Origin of the sequence: Hahella sp. CR1, from assembly GCF_029813005.1 — a bacterium.
Classification (GTDB): domain Bacteria; phylum Pseudomonadota; class Gammaproteobacteria; order Pseudomonadales; family Oleiphilaceae; genus Hahella.
Window position 1 is genome coordinate 1 of the sequence record NZ_JAPELK010000004.1, and the last position, 19,499, is coordinate 19,499.

General features: G+C 53.0%; 18 protein-coding genes. 4 read left to right on the top strand and 14 right to left on the bottom strand.

Features of this window, described 5'->3' with window-relative positions:
• Positions 1-93: 93 nt before the first annotated feature.
• From ONV78_RS10575 to leuS, 5 genes are all read right to left on the bottom strand, one after another.
• Positions 94-705: an endonuclease gene (locus ONV78_RS10575; protein ID WP_279503116.1), complete on the bottom strand. Its 612-nt coding sequence runs from the start codon at positions 703-705 to the stop codon at positions 94-96.
• A 221-nt stretch (positions 706-926) separates the two neighbouring features.
• A complete protein-coding gene (locus tag ONV78_RS10580; protein ID WP_127968955.1) occupies positions 927-1,193 on the bottom strand; it encodes a hypothetical protein in 267 nt (88 codons plus the stop codon).
• Between the two features lie 107 nt (positions 1,194-1,300).
• Positions 1,301-2,317, bottom strand: a complete 1,017-nt coding sequence (gene holA, locus ONV78_RS10585) for a DNA polymerase III subunit delta (RefSeq protein WP_279503117.1) — start codon at positions 2,315-2,317, stop codon at positions 1,301-1,303.
• Positions 2,318-2,326: 9 nt separating this feature from the next.
• Positions 2,327-2,848, bottom strand: a complete 522-nt coding sequence (lptE, locus tag ONV78_RS10590; RefSeq protein ID WP_279503118.1) for an LPS assembly lipoprotein LptE — start codon at positions 2,846-2,848, stop codon at positions 2,327-2,329.
• Between the two features lie 4 nt (positions 2,849-2,852).
• Entirely contained in the window at positions 2,853-5,438 is a 2,586-nt protein-coding gene (leuS, locus tag ONV78_RS10595; RefSeq protein WP_279503119.1) for a leucine--tRNA ligase, read from the bottom strand.
• A gap of 251 nt (positions 5,439-5,689) precedes the next feature.
• On the opposite strand from leuS, the gene ONV78_RS10600 reads away from it, so the two are divergent.
• Positions 5,690-6,262 carry a zinc ribbon-containing protein gene (locus ONV78_RS10600; RefSeq protein WP_279503120.1) on the top strand — a complete coding sequence of 191 codons (573 nt, stop codon included), beginning with the start codon at positions 5,690-5,692 and terminating at the stop codon, positions 6,260-6,262.
• Here ONV78_RS10600 and lnt read toward each other — a convergent pair.
• Genes lnt through miaB form a run of 5 tightly spaced genes read right to left on the bottom strand, consistent with a single transcriptional unit; the run spans position 6,259 to position 11,521 of the window.
• Positions 6,259-7,800, bottom strand: a complete 1,542-nt coding sequence (gene lnt, locus ONV78_RS10605; RefSeq protein WP_279503121.1) for an apolipoprotein N-acyltransferase — start codon at positions 7,798-7,800, stop codon at positions 6,259-6,261. The two genes, ONV78_RS10600 and lnt, sit on opposite strands and share 4 nt — an antisense overlap.
• Positions 7,797-8,639, bottom strand: coding sequence for a transporter associated domain-containing protein (locus tag ONV78_RS10610; RefSeq protein ID WP_216735079.1), 843 nt, complete (start codon positions 8,637-8,639; stop codon positions 7,797-7,799). The genes lnt and ONV78_RS10610 overlap by 4 nt, the downstream gene beginning before the upstream one ends.
• 10 nt (positions 8,640-8,649) lie before the next feature.
• Complete coding sequence (gene ybeY / locus ONV78_RS10615; RefSeq protein ID WP_279503122.1) at positions 8,650-9,120, bottom strand: rRNA maturation RNase YbeY; 471 nt, start codon at positions 9,118-9,120, stop codon at positions 8,650-8,652.
• Between the two features lie 55 nt (positions 9,121-9,175).
• Positions 9,176-10,144: a PhoH family protein gene (locus tag ONV78_RS10620; protein WP_279503123.1), complete on the bottom strand. Its 969-nt coding sequence runs from the start codon at positions 10,142-10,144 to the stop codon at positions 9,176-9,178.
• Positions 10,145-10,180: 36 nt separating this feature from the next.
• On the bottom strand, positions 10,181-11,521 hold the full coding sequence (gene miaB, locus ONV78_RS10625; RefSeq protein WP_279503124.1) for a tRNA (N6-isopentenyl adenosine(37)-C2)-methylthiotransferase MiaB: 1,341 nt from the start codon (positions 11,519-11,521) through the stop codon (positions 10,181-10,183).
• A gap of 223 nt (positions 11,522-11,744) precedes the next feature.
• Between miaB and ONV78_RS10630 the strand changes: the two genes are divergently transcribed.
• Positions 11,745-12,080: a DUF1820 family protein gene (locus tag ONV78_RS10630; protein ID WP_279503125.1), complete on the top strand. Its 336-nt coding sequence runs from the start codon at positions 11,745-11,747 to the stop codon at positions 12,078-12,080.
• A 67-nt stretch (positions 12,081-12,147) separates the two neighbouring features.
• On the opposite strand, the gene ONV78_RS10635 is transcribed toward ONV78_RS10630, so the two are convergent.
• On the bottom strand, positions 12,148-13,188 hold the full coding sequence (locus ONV78_RS10635; RefSeq protein ID WP_279503126.1) for a nucleoid-associated protein: 1,041 nt from the start codon (positions 13,186-13,188) through the stop codon (positions 12,148-12,150).
• Positions 13,189-13,390: 202 nt separating this feature from the next.
• On the opposite strand from ONV78_RS10635, the gene ONV78_RS10640 reads away from it, so the two are divergent.
• A complete protein-coding gene (locus tag ONV78_RS10640) occupies positions 13,391-14,515 on the top strand; it encodes an alanine--glyoxylate aminotransferase family protein (protein ID WP_279503127.1) in 1,125 nt (374 codons plus the stop codon).
• Between the two features lie 64 nt (positions 14,516-14,579).
• On the opposite strand, the gene cysN is transcribed toward ONV78_RS10640, so the two are convergent.
• From cysN to ONV78_RS10655, 3 genes are all read right to left on the bottom strand, one after another.
• Positions 14,580-16,235, bottom strand: coding sequence for a sulfate adenylyltransferase subunit CysN (cysN, locus tag ONV78_RS10645; protein WP_279503128.1), 1,656 nt, complete (start codon positions 16,233-16,235; stop codon positions 14,580-14,582).
• 65 nt (positions 16,236-16,300) lie between these two features.
• Entirely contained in the window at positions 16,301-17,209 is a 909-nt protein-coding gene (cysD, locus tag ONV78_RS10650; protein WP_279503129.1) for a sulfate adenylyltransferase subunit CysD, read from the bottom strand.
• A gap of 303 nt (positions 17,210-17,512) precedes the next feature.
• A complete protein-coding gene (locus tag ONV78_RS10655; protein ID WP_241566998.1) occupies positions 17,513-17,893 on the bottom strand; it encodes a PilZ domain-containing protein in 381 nt (126 codons plus the stop codon).
• A gap of 261 nt (positions 17,894-18,154) precedes the next feature.
• Between ONV78_RS10655 and rimO the strand changes: the two genes are divergently transcribed.
• The gene (gene rimO / locus ONV78_RS10660; protein WP_279503130.1) at positions 18,155-19,474 is read left to right on the top strand and encodes a 30S ribosomal protein S12 methylthiotransferase RimO; all 1,320 of its coding nucleotides are present in this window, start codon (positions 18,155-18,157) and stop codon (positions 19,472-19,474) included.
• Positions 19,475-19,499: the final 25 nt, after the last annotated feature.

Below are 19,499 nucleotides of genomic sequence, written 5' to 3' on the forward strand. Positions count from 1 at the left end.
GGTGCATCGGGCGTTTGAGACGAAATAGGTGTCAACCTATTTCAGGACTAGACACGGTCTGACGTCAAATGCGCGTCTAGGCTGAAAGAAACCTCAGCGGTTCAGCATGACTTGGTCGGCGGACTCGGGATGGGTGATAAAGGGGTTGCTGTTGCCCTGCAGCTCGCGAATCTGTACATCGCGTGCGATCTCCTCTGCAGTGGGAGGGTCGGCGCGGGACCAGCGTTTTAATTGGTCGAGGTTGCCGTACAAAGGAAGGCTATAAGTGGTGTGCATGTAAAGAAGGCTTCGAGCAATGTCGCCTTTTATATCGTCAGGAGGATCGATTATGCCGAATACCTGACGGATGCCGCACTCATTAGCTTTGACTTCATTACCTAACTCTTCAAATTTTGCCGCGCGGCGCTCCAGTTCAAAACGGGCGTCTTCTGGGTATATGTTGTGCAAATCGGACGCCATGCGGCGATATGCCTCGTTGTTCTCTCTGCATTGTCGAGGTGTGCCGCACTCCAGGTTGTCTCTGATCCAAAGCGATGAATAGATATAGCTTTCAGTAACCAGGATGCTTTTCTTGCTGAACTCTTTTTTGCAAAAGAACGTCTTGCCGCCATTGGCGTACAGTTTGCCCCAGAATTCTTCCTTGAGTGTCTGTTTGGGATCGTTGAATTTGGTTTGGGCATGGGTGACGTTAAGCAAGCACGCCATAAAAACACCCAGTAGGACGGTGACTGTATTCCTCATTTGCGGATCCGTAATCTGATTGTTTTTATTCGGTGATTCGCAGGGCCGCTGACATGGTCAGGGCTAAGCGGACCCATTTACACCTATATTACAAATTGTCAGCAAAGTACAGTGTAAACAGGGCCGCTTCCTATGATAGGAGGGCTGTGGCGGCTAAGCGTAGGAGGTTAACCCCAGGCCAGGGATTACTTGAGACGATCTTTGATGCGTTGGTAGCCGGAGCGTAACTCTTCGCCCATTTTCTTGGCGGTTTCGCTGACTTCTTTGCCGGTCTGGCCTGCTTCCTTGCCTGCCTGCTGCAGTTTGCCGACGAACTTATCCCAGTCTTTTTCAAGATCTTCCCACTCGTCCCGGACTTCCGCCTTGGCCAGATTCAGCTGTAGCCGCAACTCGTCCCTTTCCTGTTTCAGTGAGTCTTTGAGTCTTTTGATCTCGTCTTGCAGTGTGCTCATGCTTCATCTCTCCCGATGATTTAAGTTCCATTAATCATAGACAGCAACAGCGTTAACTGGTTGATCTGCATCAACCTGAAGGTGGCTTTTCGGTGACGGGGTATCAATCAGGAAGTAGATAATCCTGCGCCCGCCAGCTCCAATGCGGCGTAAGTCAGGGTAGACCAAACAGGAGTGCTATCCAAGCCCTTTATGGATCTGTCTGCGGCTTGGCAGGCCTGGTGAATATCTCGAAGCCGGGCGGCGTTAAAGCGCGGAATGAAGCGTTTGTATAAGGCCCAGCGATTCTTGAAAACTCTTTCCTTCTGCAACGCCTGCTCCAGGCCCTGGGAGGTTTGCGAATGTTTGTAGAGTTTGGCGATCAGGCGCACCTCGCGGGCCAGAGACCAAAGCACGATGGTGGGTTCGAAGGATTCCGCCTGCAGCGTTTGCAGCACTTTCAGCGCCTGTTTGGGGTTTCGCTCCAGACAGGCGTCCACCAGATTGAACACGGTGAACTTGTTGCTGTTGGATATGCCGCGCAGGACTTGCTCTTCGTCCAGATTGGCGTCGTCGGACAATAGACGCAGTTTCTCCATCTCCTGTCGGGCCGCCAGTAAATTGCCCTCAACATGATCGCATAATGCTTTCACTGCGCCGGATGTGGGCGTGAACCCTAATTTATGTAGGCGTTGGTTTATCCAGTTAGGCAACTGGTCATGGCTGATCGGCCATACCTGAACGTGAAGGCTGTGTGTCTCAATTGATTTGAACCACTTTGTATTAAGAGTGGAGGATTCAATGCGATCACTGATGATCAGCATCAGGCAGTCTTCGGGTGGGCTTTCACTAAAAGCGGCGAGGCGTTTTTTACCGCCATCATTTGGCAGGCTATCCAGATGAATTTCCAGTAGCTTCTTTTCGCCGAAGAGAGAGAAAGACTGGGTATGCTCATCAAGAGCGCTCCAGTCAAAGTTCTTGGGCGTGTGAAAGACGATACGCTCGCTAAACCCCTGCTTACGGCTGTAGGCGCGAATTTCGTCACAGGCTTCCTGGCGCAACAGCGGTTCATCCCCGCTCACCACAAAAACGGCGGGGGGATGTTTGTTCAGGTTGCTTTGCAGCTGCTCCGGTTTAATGCGCATGAGAAAGGCTCAGTTCGCCGCCGGCGCCGAAGCTCGTTCGCTATATACCGCCAGACGATTGAGAATTTCTGTAGCGAGCAGCTTGTCCAGGTCATCGCGAATGCTGTTCTCTTCCTTCTCTTTGCCAAGCACGCTGAGCTTGTCATATTGATAAGACTGGAACTGCTGTAGCGATGTTGGTTGAATCAATGGCTCGCCCTGCGCGTCGGTCAGGCTGAAAGTGACTTTGCGGGAAAGCTCATACTCGGCGGCGTTGGCGCTACTGTCCAGACTTACGGCGCGGCGGCTGTTTTCAACGCCCCCGATCGCCAAGGTGGGAGCATCAGCTCCTCCCTCGCTGACCTGAACAGAAGCTTGCTGCAGGCTTTCGCGCACTTTTCCGCAGAGCACTCTGGCGTCGCCCTCCGGGCAGCTCAAATTGAGCGCCTGGAGAGAAGAGGGGAGTTCCATCTGACCGCGCAGATGAAAACCGCAACCGCTGACGAGGAGGCCAGCCATCCCCGCCAAGAGTAGTCTTATGGCAATTCGCATCGCTTTACTTCACCACGATGTTGACCAGTTTACCTGGTACAACGATGACTTTAACGACGGTTTTGTCTTCCATGAAGCGCTGAACGTTCTCGTCATCGAACGCCATTTTCTCAAGCTCGTCTTTGCTGGCGCTTGCCGCCGCCTGGATGCGTGCACGCAATTTTCCGTTCACTTGAACAACCAGCTCTATACTGTCTTTCTCAAGCGCTTTTTCATCCAATTTTGGCCAGGTAGCGTTCATGACGATGTCTTTGTGCCCCAGCTCGCGCCACAGTCCGTGGCTAATGTGGGGAACAATCGGAGCCAGCACCAGCACGGCTGTTTCAAGCGCTTCCTGTACAACCGCCAAACCTTGGGGCGAATCGTCTTCAAAACGGCTTAACTCATTCAACAGCTCCATCACCATCGCGATGCCAGTGTTGATTGCCATGCGCTGATTAAACTCATCCGTCATCTTTTTGATGGTTTCATGAGTTTTGCGACGCAGTGTGCGCTGAGCTTCATTCAGTTCGGCCACATTCAGCGGCGCAGCCCCTTTCTTCTCAACGTGTGTGTGCACCAGTTTCCACAGGCGGCGCAAGAAACGGTGTTGTCCTTCAACGCCGGATTCTGACCACTCCAGTGATTGCTCAGGCGGCGCTGCAAACATTGTGAACAGGCGAACAGTGTCGGCGCCGTACTTGTCAATCAGCTCTTGCGGATCAACGCCGTTGTTCTTGGACTTGGACATTTTTTCCTTGGGTCCAATGATAACGGGCTGACCATCCTCATTGAGGAAGGCCTTTGGCGAGTTGCCGTGAGTATCAATATCAATGCGAACGTCTTTAGGATTGAAATAGGTTTTCTTGCCGGATGGATCTTCGCGGTAGAAGGTTTCTGCGATCACCATGCCCTGGCACAACAGCTTCTTGAATGGCTCGTCGCTATCCACTAAGCCTTCGTCACGCAGCAATTTGTGGAAGAAGCGCGAGTACAACAAGTGCAGAATGGCGTGCTCGATCCCGCCTACGTAGTAGTCTACGGGCAGCCAGTAGTTGGCGGCTGCGGGGTCCAGCATGGCGGATTCCAGGTTAGGGCAGCAGAAGCGCGCGTAATACCAGGAGGACTCCATGAAGGTGTCGAAAGTGTCAGTTTCTTGGGTGGCTGGCTGGCCGTTATAGCTGCGCTTGCTCCAGTTAGGATCTGCTTTTATAGGGGACTTGACGCCGTCCATTTCCACGTCTTCAGGTAATTTCACGGGGAGGTCGGCCAAAGGAACGGGAACTTCCGAGCCATCTTCCAGCGTCATCATGGGGATTGGGGCGCCCCAGTAACGTTGGCGGGATACGCCCCAGTCACGCAGACGATAGTTGACTTTTTTCTCACCGATTCCCATGGCGGTCAACTTTTCGGCGACCGCATCAAACGCTTCCAGAGACGTCATGCCGGTAAATTCGCCAGAGTTGACCAGGATACCTTTCTCGGTAATAGCTTTTTCCTGAATATCCGCCTCATCGGCGTCGATGACGGAAATAACCTGTTTGACGGGCAAGCCGTACTTCAGCGCAAACTCGTGGTCGCGCTCATCGTGACCGGGCACGGACATAACTGCGCCAGAACCGTAGTCCATCAAGACAAAGTTGGCGACCCAGATCGGCGCAGGCTCGTTTGTAAGCGGGTGGATGACGAAGAAGCCGGTGTCCATGCCGCGCTTTTCCATCGTGGCCATGTCCGCTTCTGCGACTTTGGTGTTTTTGCACTCGTCCAGGAACTTCGCCAGCTCAGGATTATTGGCGGAGGCTTCCAGCGCCAACGGATGTTGTGGCGCGATAGCGACGTAAGTGACGCCCATAATGGTGTCAGGGCGCGTGGTGTATACCAGCAGGTCGCCATCGTGGTCTTTCAGCTTGAAGTGGAACTCAACCCCTTCAGACTTGTTGATCCAGTTGCGCTGCATGGTTTTGACCTGTTCAGGCCAATTCTCCAGCTGGTCCAGATCATTGAGCAGTTGCTCCGCGTAGTCCGTAATCTTAATGAACCATTGCGGGATTTCGCGACGCTCCACAACCGCGCCGGAGCGCCAGCCCTTGCCGTCGATAACCTGCTCATTGGCTAATACTGTTTCGTCCACCGGGTCCCAGTTGACCGTGGACATTTTTTTGTAGACCAGCCCCTTCTCGTAAAGGCGGGTGAAGAACCATTGCTCCCATTTGTAGTATTCAGGGCGGCAAGTGGCCAATTCGCGATTCCAGTCATAACCGAAGCCCAACAGCTTCAACTGGTTTTTCATGTAAGCGATGTTTTCGTAAGTCCACTTGGCTGGCGCCACGTTGTTTTTCAATGCGGCGTTTTCCGCCGGTAGACCGAATGCGTCCCAGCCCATGGGTTGGAGAACGTTCTTACCCTGCATCCGCTGGTAGCGGGAGATGACGTCGCCGATGGTGTAGTTACGGACATGGCCCATGTGGAGCTTGCCGCTGGGGTAGGGGAACATGGACAGGCAGTAGAACTTCTCTTTACCTGGCTCCTCGTCCACTTTGAATGCATCGGTTTCTTCCCAGAACTTTTGCGCTTCCTGCTCAACTTTTTTTGGGTGGTACAGTTCTTCCATCGGTCGTCTTTTTTCGCCTGATCGCTTTAATTAAGGTTTATCGCCCCGGATCAAAAACGTCGGCTTGCAAGCGTGACATAATCCTTACTGATGGACTCTGCGTCGGCAAGGCGCTGGGGGCGTGTAAACACAATGGGTTAATGGCGGACTTTCCGCCATGAAAGCCGTTTATTCTAACCTAATAGTGTTGACTACAGATAGGGTTGGAGTAGGGTTGAAAACAAGATCTCGCATATCCGGGAGGTTAAGGTATGAAGCAGGAGGATAAAGCGCCTGAACATGTCGTGCAGGCGTACAACAATATTCTGCAGCGCGTTGAGAAATCTCTCGCTGACGTTGAAGTAAAGACATGGGAGACCGTTAAGCAGGAGATTGATCAGGCTGTCGAGTTTGAGCAGGGGCTGGCGAAGCTGACCAAGGAGGAGTGGAATCTTCTGGAGGCCTACGTCAAACGCGACATGAAAGAGCTTTACCACTTTGTTGCAGAGACGGGTAAAGGGCTGCGCGAGTGGCTGAGGCTGGACATTGACCTGATTGAGCAGCGCATCGGCGACGCGCTACTGTCCATCGCGGATAAAACCCTGGTGGATTTGGAGAAGCTGGATTACCAGCTGCACCATGATCCGGGAACCTATGTTGCAGGCGAGGTCGCTTGCCCGGGCGTACTTAAATGCGATCAATGCGGCAAAATGGTCTGCTTGGTGGAAACGTCGCATATCGACACTTGTCACCGGTGCCAGGGCATCTATTTTCAGCGGCTTACATCCCGTTGGCCCTACGAACCCGAGCTTGAAGGAGATGGCGCTCCAGAAGACGGAGACTAACCCGCCTGCTCTAATGCGGCGGCGGGGACTGCAGTCTGCTCGCGCCGTCCCAGTAATAGTGCGCCAGCCAGTAACAGCGTGGCGATGATCAGAATTGGCCAGGATCCCAGCCGTGAGAAGGGCGTAGCTCCTTGGCGTAATTCTACCGCGCCGCTTAATGTAGTTGCCTGAAACTGCGGAGCGCGAGAGGCGATGCGGCCATGTGGGTCAATGATGGCGGTAATGCCGTTATTGGTGGAGCGCAGCATAAACTTATCGTTCTCCAGCGCTCTCATTTGTGCGATTTGCAGATGCTGGTGTGGGCCGATAGAAGCCCCGAACCAGCTATCATTGCTGACCGTCACCAATAACTCAGGTTCTTGCGCCAGCTTTGCCACGAAGTCTGGATACACCACTTCATAGCAGATGAATGGCATCAGGGTGGCGTCCCGAAAGCGGATCGGGGCTTGTGTCGGCGAGCCCTTTTGCATGCTGGACATGGGTAAATTAAAGAAGTCGATAAGCCCCCGCAGCCAAGACTCCAAGGGCACGTATTCGCCAAAGGGCACCAGCTTTTGCTTGTTGTATGAGCCTTCGCCTTGGCCCAGCGCGATAAAGCTGTTGTAAATATTTATCCTGGCGTCTTCACCTCTATCCGCGCTAAGAATGCCCATCATCAAGGCGGCGTTGTTTTCTTTGGCTTGCTTGTCCAGCTGCTTGAGCAGTGGTCCCGCCTGGCTGCTGAAATAAGGGAGTGCGGTTTCCGGCCAGATAATCAGGTCGCTGTCCCAGAGTGGTTCGGTGAGAGTGAGATAAGACTCTGTAATAACTTCACGATTTTCGCGAAGCCATTTTACTTCCTGTGCAATGTTCGCCTGCACCATGCTGACCTGAATAGGTTCGCCTCGTGGAGTCGTCCATTCAATTTGCTGTAATAAGGCGCCTCCGCCCCAGGCTCCGACGATTAAGGTTGCTGAGCAGGCGAGGGCAGCCAAAGATTTGCGGTTACGATAGCTGAGGTTTAAGGCGTGGCAGGTCAACCATAACAAAAAGGCCACACCATAGACGCCCAGTATCGGCGCCCAGCCGGCTAATGGCGTTTCGATAAAGGCGACGCCCAGAAATAGCCAGGGGAAGCCTGTCAGTAACCAGGATCTGACCCATTCGAACAAAACCCACATGGCGATAAAAACAAGCCCTTCCAGGCCCGGCGATAAGCGTCTCCGGGTCAGGCGGGCGGTTATCGCAAATTGCAGCATGGGGAATAAGGCTATGCCGGCGACAAAGGCGGCGGTCAGGATAAAGGCCAGCACTGCGCTGGCGTTGCCATGTTCATGGATGCTGACGTAAACCCAGGAAGCGCCGGAGCCAAATAGTCCGAGGCCAAACGCCCAGCCCTGCGCCAGAGCTTGTTTGATCTTGCCGAATTGAAATACATTCAGCAGGATCAAGGCGGCGGGAAAAGCGCAGAACCACAGGTTGTAGGGGGCGAAACAAAGGGTGAACAGCCCGCCTGCGGCGGCCGGAGCCACCCAGTTTCTCAGCAAAGCGGACTTCATGCCGTGCGGCTGACCTGAATCAGGCGAATCTGGCGGCTGTCCGCGTTGAGTATCTTGATGTCGAAGCCGTTAAAGGAGACCGTTTCACCTCGTTTGGGCAGGCGCCCAAACTGCTTGATGACCAGCCCGCCAATTGTGTCGAACTCTTCTTCGTCCAGGTTGGTGGTGAAGTATTCGTTAAACTCTTCCACCGGGGTCAGCGCTTTGACGACATATTGGTTGTGGCCAGTGCATTTGATGAGGCTTTCTTCATCGAAGTCATGTTCATCTTCGATTTCGCCAACAATCTGTTCGAGCACGTCCTCGATGGTCACCAGGCCGGCCACGCCGCCATATTCGTCCACCACAATCGCCATGTGATTGCGGTTTTCCTTGAACTCTTTCAGCAGCTGATTCAAACGCTTACTCTCTGGAATAAACCATACGGGACGCAGAATGTCCTGAACTTTGCTTTTGTTTAATTCGTTTTTCAGCGCCAGTCCAAGCAGGTCTTTAGCCAGCAGAATGCCCACGACTTCGTCTTTGGATTCACCGATGACAGGATAGCGGGAATGGGCGGACTCAAGCAGCTCGTCCATGTACTCCTGAGGGCTTTGGGAAGCCTTGACGACGCTCATTTGAGCGCGAGGAATCATAATTTCCCTGACCTGCATGTCTGTGACCTGCATGGCGCCCTCAATCAGGCTTAGAGAGTCGGGATCTATGATGTTGCGGTTTTCCGCCTCCCGCATAATCTGCAGGAGTTCTTCCTTGTTTTGCGGTTCATCGGAAAAGGCCTGGGTTATACGGTCAAGCCATGAGCGAGAGATTTGCTGGCTACCCGAATGATCGTCACTCATTGATGTTGTGTTACCCTTCAGCTAACGAACTGTTGGTGGCGTAGGGAGGGGGAAAGCCCAGACTGGTCATCAGTTCTGTTTCGAGACTTTCCATAACCTCTGCTTCCTCGTCAATTATATGGTCGTATCCCTGTAAATGCAGCATCCCATGAATGACCATATGAGCCCAGTGCGCAGCGGCGGTTTTTTGTTGCTCAACGGCTTCGTTGAACACTACCGGCGCGCAAATAACCAAGTCGCCCAGCAGGGGCAAAGTTAATCCGGGCGGGTTTTCAAAAGGGAAGGACAGGACATTGGTTGGCTTGTCTTTGCCGCGATACTGCGCGTTCAGCTCCTGGCTTTCCTCCGCGTCAACGATGCGGATGGTCACCTCATGGTCGCCTGTTTCGCGCAGGGCTGCTTGCGCCCACAGAATCAGCTGTTCTTCACTTGGAAGGTCAGCCTCTTCCGAGGCTATCTGGATATCGACGTCGAGACTCATAAACTGCTTTATTTAGATGCGTTTGCTTCGTTTATATGGGCTTCGGCGACGATTTTCAAATGGAATTTTTGTTAAATGCTTCGTACGCATCAACAATTCTTTGTACAAGCGGGTGACGAACGACGTCTTTGCTCAGGAATTTGGTGACGCTGACGCCTTTGACGTCCTCCAGTACTTTCAATGCTTGAACCAGTCCGGATGGGACGCCTTTCGGCAGGTCGACCTGGGTGGGGTCTCCAGTAACTACCGCAGTTGAGCCGAAGCCGATCCGGGTCAGGAACATCTTCATCTGCTCTGGCGTGGTGTTCTGACTTTCATCCAGGATGATAAAAGCGTTGTTCAGCGTGCGGCCGCGCATAAAAGCCAGCGGCGCAATTTCGATCAGCCCTTTTTCCAGCAGTCGATTGACGTGCTCGAAACCGAACATCTCGTATAACGCGTCGTACAGAGGGCGCAGATAGGGGTCGACTTTTTGCGCCAGGTCGCCAGGCAGGAACCCTAGTTTTTCTCCCGCTTCAACCGCAGGGCGCACCAACAGAATTCGTTTTACCTGGTCGTCGGCCAGCGCTTGTGCTGCGCAAGCGACCGCCAGGTAAGTCTTGCCTGTGCCTGCAGGGCCGACGCCGAAGTTGATGTCGTGCTGTAGGACGGACTTCACATAGTGAATCTGGTTTTGACCGCGTGGCCGAATATGTAGCTTGGGCGTGCGGATGACAACGCTGCCGGAAGAGCTGCTTGTTTCGTCCTCTTCCTCGGCCCCGGACTCGCGAATAAACAGATGGACTGTATCGGGTTCTATGGACGTGGAAGCTTCTGTTTCACGGTAAATATGACGGATGATTTCCGCCGCCGCCAGGGCGTTCTTTTCTTCCCCAAACAGAGTGAAGGCGTGCCCGCGATAGGCGACGCGCACCTTCAGGCGGCGTTCGATTAAGCGCAGGTTCTCGTCAAACTGCCCGCATAGCGCTTGCAGTCTGATGGGGTCAGCGGGTTCCAGCTTAAAGCTGATGGCTGGTTCGTTCAAAATATATCGCCTGATAGTGTGATATGGGCCTGTGACTTAATAGTCCAGGCCATCAACGCGTTCGCCGCGCAGTGAGTTGGGCAGGGCGGCAGTGATGGTGACATCGACAAAGCGCCCGATAATGTCATGATTGTCGCTACGGAAGTTCACCACACGATTGTTTTCGGTGCGTCCCTGCAGTTCGCCAGGGTCTTTCTTGGATACGCCAGTCACCAAAATACGCTGGGTGGAGCCGACCATTTTGCGGCTGATGTCCTGTGCGAACTGCAAGATGCGCTGTTGCAGAATCGCCAGACGCTGCTTCTTGGCCTCTTCGGAGACGTTGTCCTCCAGATTCGCGGCGGGAGTGCCCGGGCGAGCGCTGTAAACGAAGCTGAATGAGTGGTCAAAGCCTATCTCATTGATCAGATTCATGGTTTCCTCGAAATCCGCGTCAGTTTCCCCTGGAAAGCCAACAATGAAGTCAGAGGAGAGGCTGATGTCAGGACGAATCTCTTGCAGGCGACGCAGTTTGTCTGTGTACTCCGCCACAGTGTGGCCGCGCTTCATCAGGTTCAGTATACGGTCGGAGCCGCTTTGCACGGGTAAGTGCAGGTGGCTGACCAGCTTGGGAACGCTGGCGTAAACTTCGATAAGTGAGTCGGAAAATTCGACTGGGTGCGAAGTGGTGTAGCGGATGCGATCAATGCCGTCGATTGAGGCGACATAAGTGATCAGCTCAGCTAAATCCATGTAATCGCCGTCGTGGGTCAGTCCTCGGTATGCGTTGACGTTCTGGCCGAGCAGGTTGACTTCACGCACGCCTTGTCCGGCTAGATGCGCGATCTCTGCGATGACATCGTCCACAGGGCGGCTGACTTCTTCGCCGCGAGTGTAGGGCACTACGCAGAATGTGCAGTATTTGCTGCAGCCTTCCATGATGGAGACGAAGGCGCTGGCGCCTTCGCTGCTGGGCATGGGCAGGCGGTCGAACTTTTCAATCTCGGGGAATGTGACGTCCACCATCGGGATCTTTTGATGGGCGACGGAGTTGACCATTTCCGGCAGACGATGCAGGGTCTGCGGGCCAAACACCATATCCACGTAAGGCGCGCGGTCGCGAATAGCGTCGCCTTCCTGGCTGGCGACGCAGCCGCCGACGCCAATCAGCAGATTAGGATTCTTTTCTTTAAGTGTTCTCCAGCGGCCTAACTGATGAAACACTTTCTCCTGAGCTTTTTCCCGGATAGAACAGGTGTTCAGCAGTAAAATGTCCGCCTCATCGGGGTTGTCGGTGAGCTCAACGCTATGACTCTCACCTAATAAGTCAGCCATGCGCGAGGAGTCATACTCGTTCATCTGACAGCCATAGGTTTTTATAAAGAGTTTTTGCGCCATTCAAAACCACCCGAAGAATCTGCGAACTTAAAAATTGGGACCGCGTATTATACGTTTTAGGCGGGCTCTAGTGTAGGGGGGCGTTCAAAAAGTTAGCAGTATGGGCTCCAGAGCCCGGTGGCGGCTGTGATATGATTGAGCCGGTTTTCAGCGTTTCCCCTTTGTTCTCAAGGCTTACGAGGGCGATACGGATAGTTGAGCGATTGAATTTACAGGTGTGTTTATGTCGAATAAGACGAGTAAAAAAGTTTTTCGGGTCGTTTACTTTAATCAGGATGAGGTATTCGAGCTGTACGCGAGTAAAGTCTATTCCAGTGAGCTGTATGGGTTTATTGAGGTGGAGAACTGGTTGTTCGGTGAGCGCTCCCAGCTATTGGTCGATCCTGCGGAAGAGAAGCTCAAAGGGGAGTTTGCAGGGGTAAGCCGCTCTTTCATTCCTATGACGTCCATTATCCGTATTGACGAAGTGGAGCAGCAGGGAACTGCAAAGATCTCCACCGGTAAGTCAGGAGGGACTGTGGCCAGTTTTCCCCGTCCCCCAGTGAAAACGGATCGCTAGCTCTGATGGCGGCGCCGTATTCCCGGCGCTGCCGCTATCTTCTTAAGCTTGTGTATCAGCCCCCAGTTTATTCGCCGTTGTCGTCCTGATTCTGTTCTTGCTCGTCTTGCGGGCTCAAATAGCGTTTTAACTGCGCTTTCAAAGACTTGGGAATCTCCATGATAATGAGGGCGTCTTTCTCGCTGTCGTAAATAATGCTTTCATTGATTGCTTCGGAAGAGAATGACAAGCTCATGCCGGAGCCTCTGCCTGCAAAGCGGACGAGCTGTTTTAGCTTGCGGCTGTCAGGGCGCAGCGCCGCTGGAGCTTCTGGTATGGCTTCACGCATAAAGTGGGCGAACTTATCGGGGTTTTGCTCATCAATGGCGATAGACAGCTCTTCAATTTGTACCGCTTCCCCCAGCTTTTCTTGATCTGAGCAGAACTCAACCGCCTTTTTCTTCAGCTTGGCTGCGCTTTTCGGGTCCAGCGATTCCGCAAAGCGCTCCAGGCCACTCAACACCACTTCAGTTTCTTTGACGGTGTCCACGTGGGTAGCGAAACCAAAACTATGGCAGCCCGCTTCGCCTATCTTGCGCAGGTTGCGTTGTAGATAGACGGTGGCGCAATCAGGCTGATTGCTGGCGAAAAGTGGGTCTAGCTCGATACGCAGGGCGAAAGTGATGGCTTGCGGGTCCAGATGCTCAATGGGCTCAATTTGCAATTCGTTGGTGACGACATTGGTGACGCTGCTTTCCAGGACAAAAATATAAAGGGTGCGGGCGTCGCCCTGCTGGTCGTGAATCCACAATAAATAGCTCTGTGTGGTGAGGGGGATGACGTCCAGTTTTTCTTTGAAATCGGCCAGGCCTTTTTCGGTTAACTGTTGGAAAGACATTTTCCCTTCGTACCAATCTTTTAGCCTGGGACCGAAACTTTGACCCTCGGCGTGAAGATTGATGCGGCCAAAAGCCTTACCGGTTTTGGCTGCGAACAATCGACGTAAAGTATGAAAAACGGCCTCATTGTCCGTGCCTGTCTTGGGCAGTTGTTGCGGAATTCGGGTCTGGCTGGCGTCGTCTTCGGAGAATTTTTCCAGTACCTGAATGCTGAGTTCGCTGATCGCCATAGTAGGTAAGCCTTAATCGAGCCTGAGTGTGCGGGGAGACGCCGGACGAAGCCGTGCCCTAGTTAAAGGCGGATTGTAATCGCCCCAGTAAAGAGTGCAAGGCTGCTGTGCGGGCATTCTGAGTTTTACTCAGCAACCGTGAGATATGTTGCGTTGTCTTGTAGACTTCCTTTATCCATAACAATGATTCAAGGAACCAAGCATGAGTACAGGCTTTACTATTCCCAACCGGTTACTGCTGGGGCCCGGGCCTTCGAACACGCCCGCCAGCGTGCTTGCGGCGATGTCACAACCGACCATCGGTCATCTGGACCCTGTTTTTATCAAGATGATGGATCAGATCAAGCAGATGCTGCAGGCGACATTCAAGACGCAGAATAGACTGACGATGCCTGTTTCGGCGCCTGGCTCTGCTGGCATGGAAACCTGCTTGGTTAATTTGCTGGAGCCGGGGGATCAGGCGATTGTCGCGATCAATGGCGTGTTCGGCAAACGTATGGTGGAAAACGTCGTTCGTGCAGGGGGCGTACCGATTGTTGTTGAATTTGAGTGGGGTAGCCCAGTTGATCCGCAGCGTATTGAGGAGGTCTTGAACGAGCACCCCAATGCGCGGCTACTGGCGTTTGTGCATGCGGAAACGTCCACTGGCGCTCGTTCCGATGCTGAGGCCTTGTGTCGTCTTGCGCATGAGCATGGCGTGTTGTCCGTCGTCGATATGGTTACTTCCTGGTGTGGTATAGAGGTGGATGTAGACGGCTGGAAAGCCGACGCGATATACAGTGGTGCGCAAAAGTGTCTTTCTGCGGTGCCAGGCATTGCGCCAGTGTCATTCAGTGAAGCGGCGGCGGAGCGCATTCGCTCCCGCGCCAAGCCCGTGCAGAGCTGGTTTCTGGATATGAGCCTGGTGATGGCTTACTGGGCTGAAGGCGGGCAGCGGGCGTATCACCACACCGCGCCGGTCAATACTCTGTACGCTATTCATGAGGCGCTGCGCCTGGTCCTGGACGAAGGGCTGGAGAATCGCTGGGCGAGGCATAAAGCTGCGCATGAGGCCTTGGTGAGAGGCGTGGAGTCGCTGGGGCTATCCTTCCTGGTGGAAGAGCCTTACCGTCTGCCGATGCTGAATGCGATTAAAGTGCCGAAAGGTGTTGATGAAGCGGCGGTGCGCGCTAAGCTGCTGACGGATTACAGCATGGAGATTGGCGCTGGGCTTGGGCCGCTGCAAGGGAAAATCTGGCGTATTGGGCTAATGGGTAATAACGCTACGATAGAATGTGCGAATCGCGCGGTTAGCGCTTTGGGCGAATGCTTGCAGGCATTGAAGTAACGGGAAATAAAAAAGGCTCCAGAGCGAAAGTCACCCTGGAGCCTTTGAATAGACTAAGAAAGCCTTACACGAAGTAGTGCTTTTCCACCAGCTCACCGATGACACGGTTAACCTGTGTTGAAAGCTCTTTCTCATCTGCTGCGCTTACCGTCGCGGCGACTTCGCCTTCGTATGACTCAACGCCTTGGGTGGCGATGACCAGCAGACCGGCTTTCAGCAGAGCGGTTAATGTGGCTTCAGCCAGAGTTTCCTCTACAACCACTACCGACTTACCGCGTTCAAACAGGTTGCGTTCCAGTGCGTAAGCCAGTTTATCCGCCAATTCGCCTTCGACTTTAATCAGGCCAGGCTTGTGGCCGTTACGGGCTTCACGTTCTGCGTCAGTAATGGGGGCGAAAGCAGCGATGTCTGCATCGTCTACAGCGCTTTCAATCATGCCTGCGCCGATAGTCACGTTAGTCAATCGGTCAACGATGATAAACGCGCCGGTGGTGCGGTTGCGTGAATAGGGGTCAAACACCAGAGGCTGGTTGAGCGTGACTTCACAGGAGCCGATTTCATTTAACTGCAGCGTATCGGTTTCGCTCTTCTCCAGCGTATTCACGTCGATCTGATGATGAATGCGGCTAACGGAGCCAGTCGCCAGATGCGTAGCTTGCTTGATGTAGTATTGACGACCCGGCAGCAAAGGCGCTTCGCTCATCCAGACGATATGCGCCCGCATCCGGTTGGATACGCAGGGAACATTGTCTGGGCGAACCAGTACGTCGCCGCGGCTGATATCGATCTCGTCGGCTAATGTCAGCGTCACGGCCTGGTCAGAGAATGCTTCTTCCTGTTCACCCTCGAAGGTGACGATGGACTTGACCGTACTGGTTTTGCGGGAAGGCAGCGCCATGACTGGATCGCCCTTGCGGATAATCCCCGAGGACACGGTTCCGCTGTAACCGCGGAAGTCCAGGTTCGGACGATTGACGTACTGCACGGGCATGCGGAAATCGGACAGATTCTTGTCGCGGGAGATTTCCACTGTCTCCAGGATTTCCATCAGCGGCTTGTCTTTGTACCAGGGCATCGCCGGTGAGTTGGAGACCACGTTGTCGCCATCCAGCGCTGAAATCGGCACGAATTTCAGGTCGTGTAGAGTCAGGCCCTTAGCGAAACTCAGATACTCCTGCTTGATCTCTTCGTAACGCTCCTCGCTGTAGTCCACCAAGTCCATTTTGTTCACCGCCACCAGAATGTGCTGAATGCCCAGCAGTGAAGCGATGAAGGTGTGGCGCTTGGTCTGTTTCAGTACGCCGTGACGTGCGTCGATCAGAATGATGGCCAGTTGCGCAGTGGATGCGCCGGTGGCCATATTGCGCGTGTATTGCTCATGGCCAGGGGTGTCGGCGATGATGAACTTTCTCTTGGCGGTGGAGAAATAGCGATAGGCGACGTCGATCGTGATGCCTTGCTCACGCTCCGCCTGAAGTCCGTCCACCAGCAGGGATAAATCGAGCTTTTCACCCGCATTGCCGGATTTAGCGCTGTCTTTTTTGATGGCTTCAAGTTGATCTTCATAGATCATCTTGGAGTCGTGCAGCAATCGACCGATCAGGGTGCTTTTGCCGTCGTCAACGCTGCCGCAGGTTAAAAGACGAAGCAGCTCTTTGTGTTCGTGCTGCTTCAGATATTCGAGAATGTCTTCGCTGATTAGGTTTGATTGATGTGACATGGACCGTACTCAATTAAATTCTGCTAAATGAATGCTTCCCTGAAGGCGCTTCTTCTCCAAATGGATCAGAAGTAACCTTCGCGTTTCTTTTGCTCCATCGAGCCAGCCTGGTCGTGGTCGATAACGCGACCTTGACGTTCAGAGCTGGTGGTTAGCAGCATTTCCTGAATAATTTCCGGCAATGTGGTCGCCGTAGATTCGATAGCTCCAGTCAGCGGGTAGCAGCCCAGAGTACGGAAGCGCACGTCTTTCATCATCGGGGTTTCGCCCGGCTTTAAAGGCATGCGGTCATCGTCCACCATAATCATCGTGCCGTCGCGCTCGACAACTGGGCGCTTGGCGGAGAAGTAAAGAGGGACGAGCTCAATATTCTCCAGATAGATGTATTGCCAGATGTCCAGCTCTGTCCAGTTGGACAAAGGAAACACCCGGATGCTTTCGCCTTTATTGATCTTTCCGTTGTACAGGTTCCACAGCTCCGGGCGCTGATTTTTCGGGTCCCAGCGGTGGTTGGAGTCACGGAAAGAGTAGACGCGCTCTTTCGCGCGGGATTTCTCCTCGTCGCGACGGGCGCCGCCGAAGGCTGCATCAAACTTATATTTATTGAGAGCCTGTTTCAAAGACTCGGTCTTCATGACATCGGTATGCTTGGCGCTGCCGTGAGAAAAAGGGCCGATGCCCTGGCGTACGCCTTCTTCATTTATGTGGACGATTAAGTCCAGTCCAAATTTCGCCGCCTGCTGATCACGGAAAGTGATCATATCCTTGAACTTCCAGGTCGTGTCCACGTGCATCAAAGGAAAGGGCGGTTTGCCGGGAAAGAAGGCTTTGCGGGCCAAATGCAGCATCACCGAAGAGTCTTTTCCGATGGAGTAGAGCATGACGGGGCGCTCGAACTCGGCGGCGACTTCTCTGATTATATGGATACTTTCAGCTTCCAGCTGTTTTAGATGGGTGAGGTTGTAATCAGTCATTTTTTCAACTGCACTCCTTAGTAAGGGGTCTCCGGTAAGGCTGATGTCCGAGGATGATTGGGTTATAAAGCTACATCTACTATACCAAACACTTGGTGATTATAAGAAGAATGGCTTTTAGAAGAGTTTATTCTGACGATATAGTTTTCTATGGCCTTTTAGTAGCTTCTGATTCACTCAAGTAAGCGGCGCTGCGTATAGCCAGCTGTTTTTGGCGAACTTTTCGGGGTTCCATCCTGTTTGGGCCGTAGGCCGCAAATAGAAAGCTTAAGATGAAAACCTGGAAAATCCGGCGGCGATTTTCTAACGCAGCTTATTCTCGGCGATATACTGCTCAAGTTGGTGGGTTTGCTCTGGCGTCAATTCTTTGAATTGTAAGCCTACGTGGAATGCGTTGCGAGCCAGTCGACGAGTGTAAATGACCAGCATCTCTGTCTCTACTTCAACAACATCTTTCTTGCCCAGAGGCAGAGTGAAGCGAATATTGATGCAGACTGGCCGTAATGGTGCGAAGTTTAAGGCGTTTGGCGTCAACGTCTCCAGAATGCAGCGGTCGCACTCAAGCATGAGGCCCGTTCTGGAAATGTTGTGGATGGCCGCGTCGCATTCCCGTTGGTCGCGTGTGGTGATATGAGCGACGAAATCCGTTGGAATGCGCAGATGATGCCTCAGATTTCTTTGCATGACGGTTGGACTGCTTTGAATCATAGTCGGTTAAGTAATGATACTAACATTCAACATGGAAGGCTAAGTGTACCAAATTGAATTTGATTTAAAATTAATCTTTTTGGCATAGAGAGCACGATTTTTTTGTAACAATGTGGGTATTTTGTTACGGAGTGTAATCTTTGTTGCTGGTTGAAGTTTGAGCGATATTTGATCTATTTTCTCGAGCTGAGCTTAGGTAGAATGGCGGCCTTTTTCTGAATAGACAGGTGATGGTAGATGTCCTCTTCTAGCGGCAAAGTGGGTTTCGTCAGCCTTGGCTGCCCCAAAAACACAGTAGACTCGGAGCGCATTCTGACGCAACTGCGTACGGAGGGGTACGAGATATCGGCCAGCTATGAGGATGCGGATGTCGTTTTGGTGAACACCTGCGGCTTCATCGACAGTGCTGTGCAAGAGTCTCTGGACGCCATTGGCGAAGCGTTGCGTGAGAACGGCAAAGTTATCGTGACTGGATGTCTTGGCGCCAAAGAAGATGTGATCCGCGAAGTGCATCCAAAGGTGCTGGCGGTAAGTGGCCCGCACGCTTATTCGGAAGTGATGAACCAAGTGCATCAAGTGGCTCCGAAGCCTGAATACAACCCCTTCCTCAACCTTGTGCCCGATACTGGGGTTAAGCTCACGCCCAAGCATTATGCCTATCTGAAGATATCTGAAGGCTGTAACCACCGTTGTACGTTTTGCATAATTCCGTCCTTCCGCGGTGATTTGGTGAGCCGTCCTATCGGTGATGTGCTGGGCGAGGCGCAACGTCTAGTGAAAAACGGCGTCAAAGAGTTGTTGGTGATCTCTCAGGACACCAGTGCTTACGGGGTGGACACCAAATACCGTACCGGCTTCTGGGAAGGGCGTCCGGTCAAGACGCGTATGAAAGAGCTTTGTGATGAGCTTGGGCGTATGGGAGTTTGGGTGCGGTTGCACTACGTTTACCCTTACCCTCATGTCGATGACGTTATTCCGATGATGGCGGAAGGCAAAATTCTTCCTTATCTGGATATTCCTTTTCAGCATGCCTCTCCGGCCGTGTTGAAAAATATGCGTCGTCCAGCCCATGCAGAGAAGGTGCTGCACAGAATTGGCAAATGGCGTGAGCAGTGTCCGGATATCACTCTGCGTTCCACCTTTATTGTCGGCTTTCCCGGAGAAACCGAAGAAGACTTTCAGACACTGCTCGACTTTCTTGAGGAGGCGCAGTTGGATCGTGTCGGGTGCTTCAAATACTCTCCTGTGGAAGGCGCCACGGCGAATGAGCTGCCTGATCCTGTTGAAGAGGCTGTCAAACAAGAGCGCTGGGAGCGTTTTATGGAAGTTCAGCAGCGTATTAGCGCCAGTCGTCTGCAAGCGAAAATCGGCAAGCGTATGGACGTGATCGTGGATGAGGTGGTGGAAGAAGGAGCGGTTTGTCGTTCCAAAGCGGATGCGCCGGAAATTGACGGACAAGTGTTTTTAGACAACCAAACTCATCTGAAGCCGGGCGATCTGGTTACGGTGGAGATAGAGGATGCGGACGAGTATGACTTGTGGGGGCGTCCAGTATAACTTGCGGATGCAGCCAGTATGAAAA

Coding starts and splice junctions, on each gene's coding strand:
- ONV78_RS10575 (WP_279503116.1), bottom strand. CDS start 705: ATGGCGTGCTTGCTTAACGTCACCCATGCCCAAACCAAATTCAACGAT.
- ONV78_RS10580 (WP_127968955.1), bottom strand. CDS start 1,193: ATGAGCACACTGCAAGACGAGATCAAAAGACTCAAAGACTCACTGAAA.
- holA (WP_279503117.1), bottom strand. CDS start 2,317: ATGCGCATTAAACCGGAGCAGCTGCAAAGCAACCTGAACAAACATCCC.
- lptE (WP_279503118.1), bottom strand. CDS start 2,848: ATGCGAATTGCCATAAGACTACTCTTGGCGGGGATGGCTGGCCTCCTC.
- leuS (WP_279503119.1), bottom strand. CDS start 5,438: ATGGAAGAACTGTACCACCCAAAAAAAGTTGAGCAGGAAGCGCAAAAG.
- ONV78_RS10600 (WP_279503120.1), top strand. CDS start 5,690: ATGAAGCAGGAGGATAAAGCGCCTGAACATGTCGTGCAGGCGTACAAC.
- lnt (WP_279503121.1), bottom strand. CDS start 7,800: ATGAAGTCCGCTTTGCTGAGAAACTGGGTGGCTCCGGCCGCCGCAGGC.
- ONV78_RS10610 (WP_216735079.1), bottom strand. CDS start 8,639: ATGAGTGACGATCATTCGGGTAGCCAGCAAATCTCTCGCTCATGGCTT.
- ybeY (WP_279503122.1), bottom strand. CDS start 9,120: ATGAGTCTCGACGTCGATATCCAGATAGCCTCGGAAGAGGCTGACCTT.
- miaB (WP_279503124.1), bottom strand. CDS start 11,521: ATGGCGCAAAAACTCTTTATAAAAACCTATGGCTGTCAGATGAACGAG.
- ONV78_RS10630 (WP_279503125.1), top strand. CDS start 11,745: ATGTCGAATAAGACGAGTAAAAAAGTTTTTCGGGTCGTTTACTTTAAT.
- ONV78_RS10635 (WP_279503126.1), bottom strand. CDS start 13,188: ATGGCGATCAGCGAACTCAGCATTCAGGTACTGGAAAAATTCTCCGAA.
- ONV78_RS10640 (WP_279503127.1), top strand. CDS start 13,391: ATGAGTACAGGCTTTACTATTCCCAACCGGTTACTGCTGGGGCCCGGG.
- cysN (WP_279503128.1), bottom strand. CDS start 16,235: ATGTCACATCAATCAAACCTAATCAGCGAAGACATTCTCGAATATCTG.
- cysD (WP_279503129.1), bottom strand. CDS start 17,209: ATGACTGATTACAACCTCACCCATCTAAAACAGCTGGAAGCTGAAAGT.
- ONV78_RS10655 (WP_241566998.1), bottom strand. CDS start 17,893: ATGCAAAGAAATCTGAGGCATCATCTGCGCATTCCAACGGATTTCGTC.
- rimO (WP_279503130.1), top strand. CDS start 18,155: ATGTCCTCTTCTAGCGGCAAAGTGGGTTTCGTCAGCCTTGGCTGCCCC.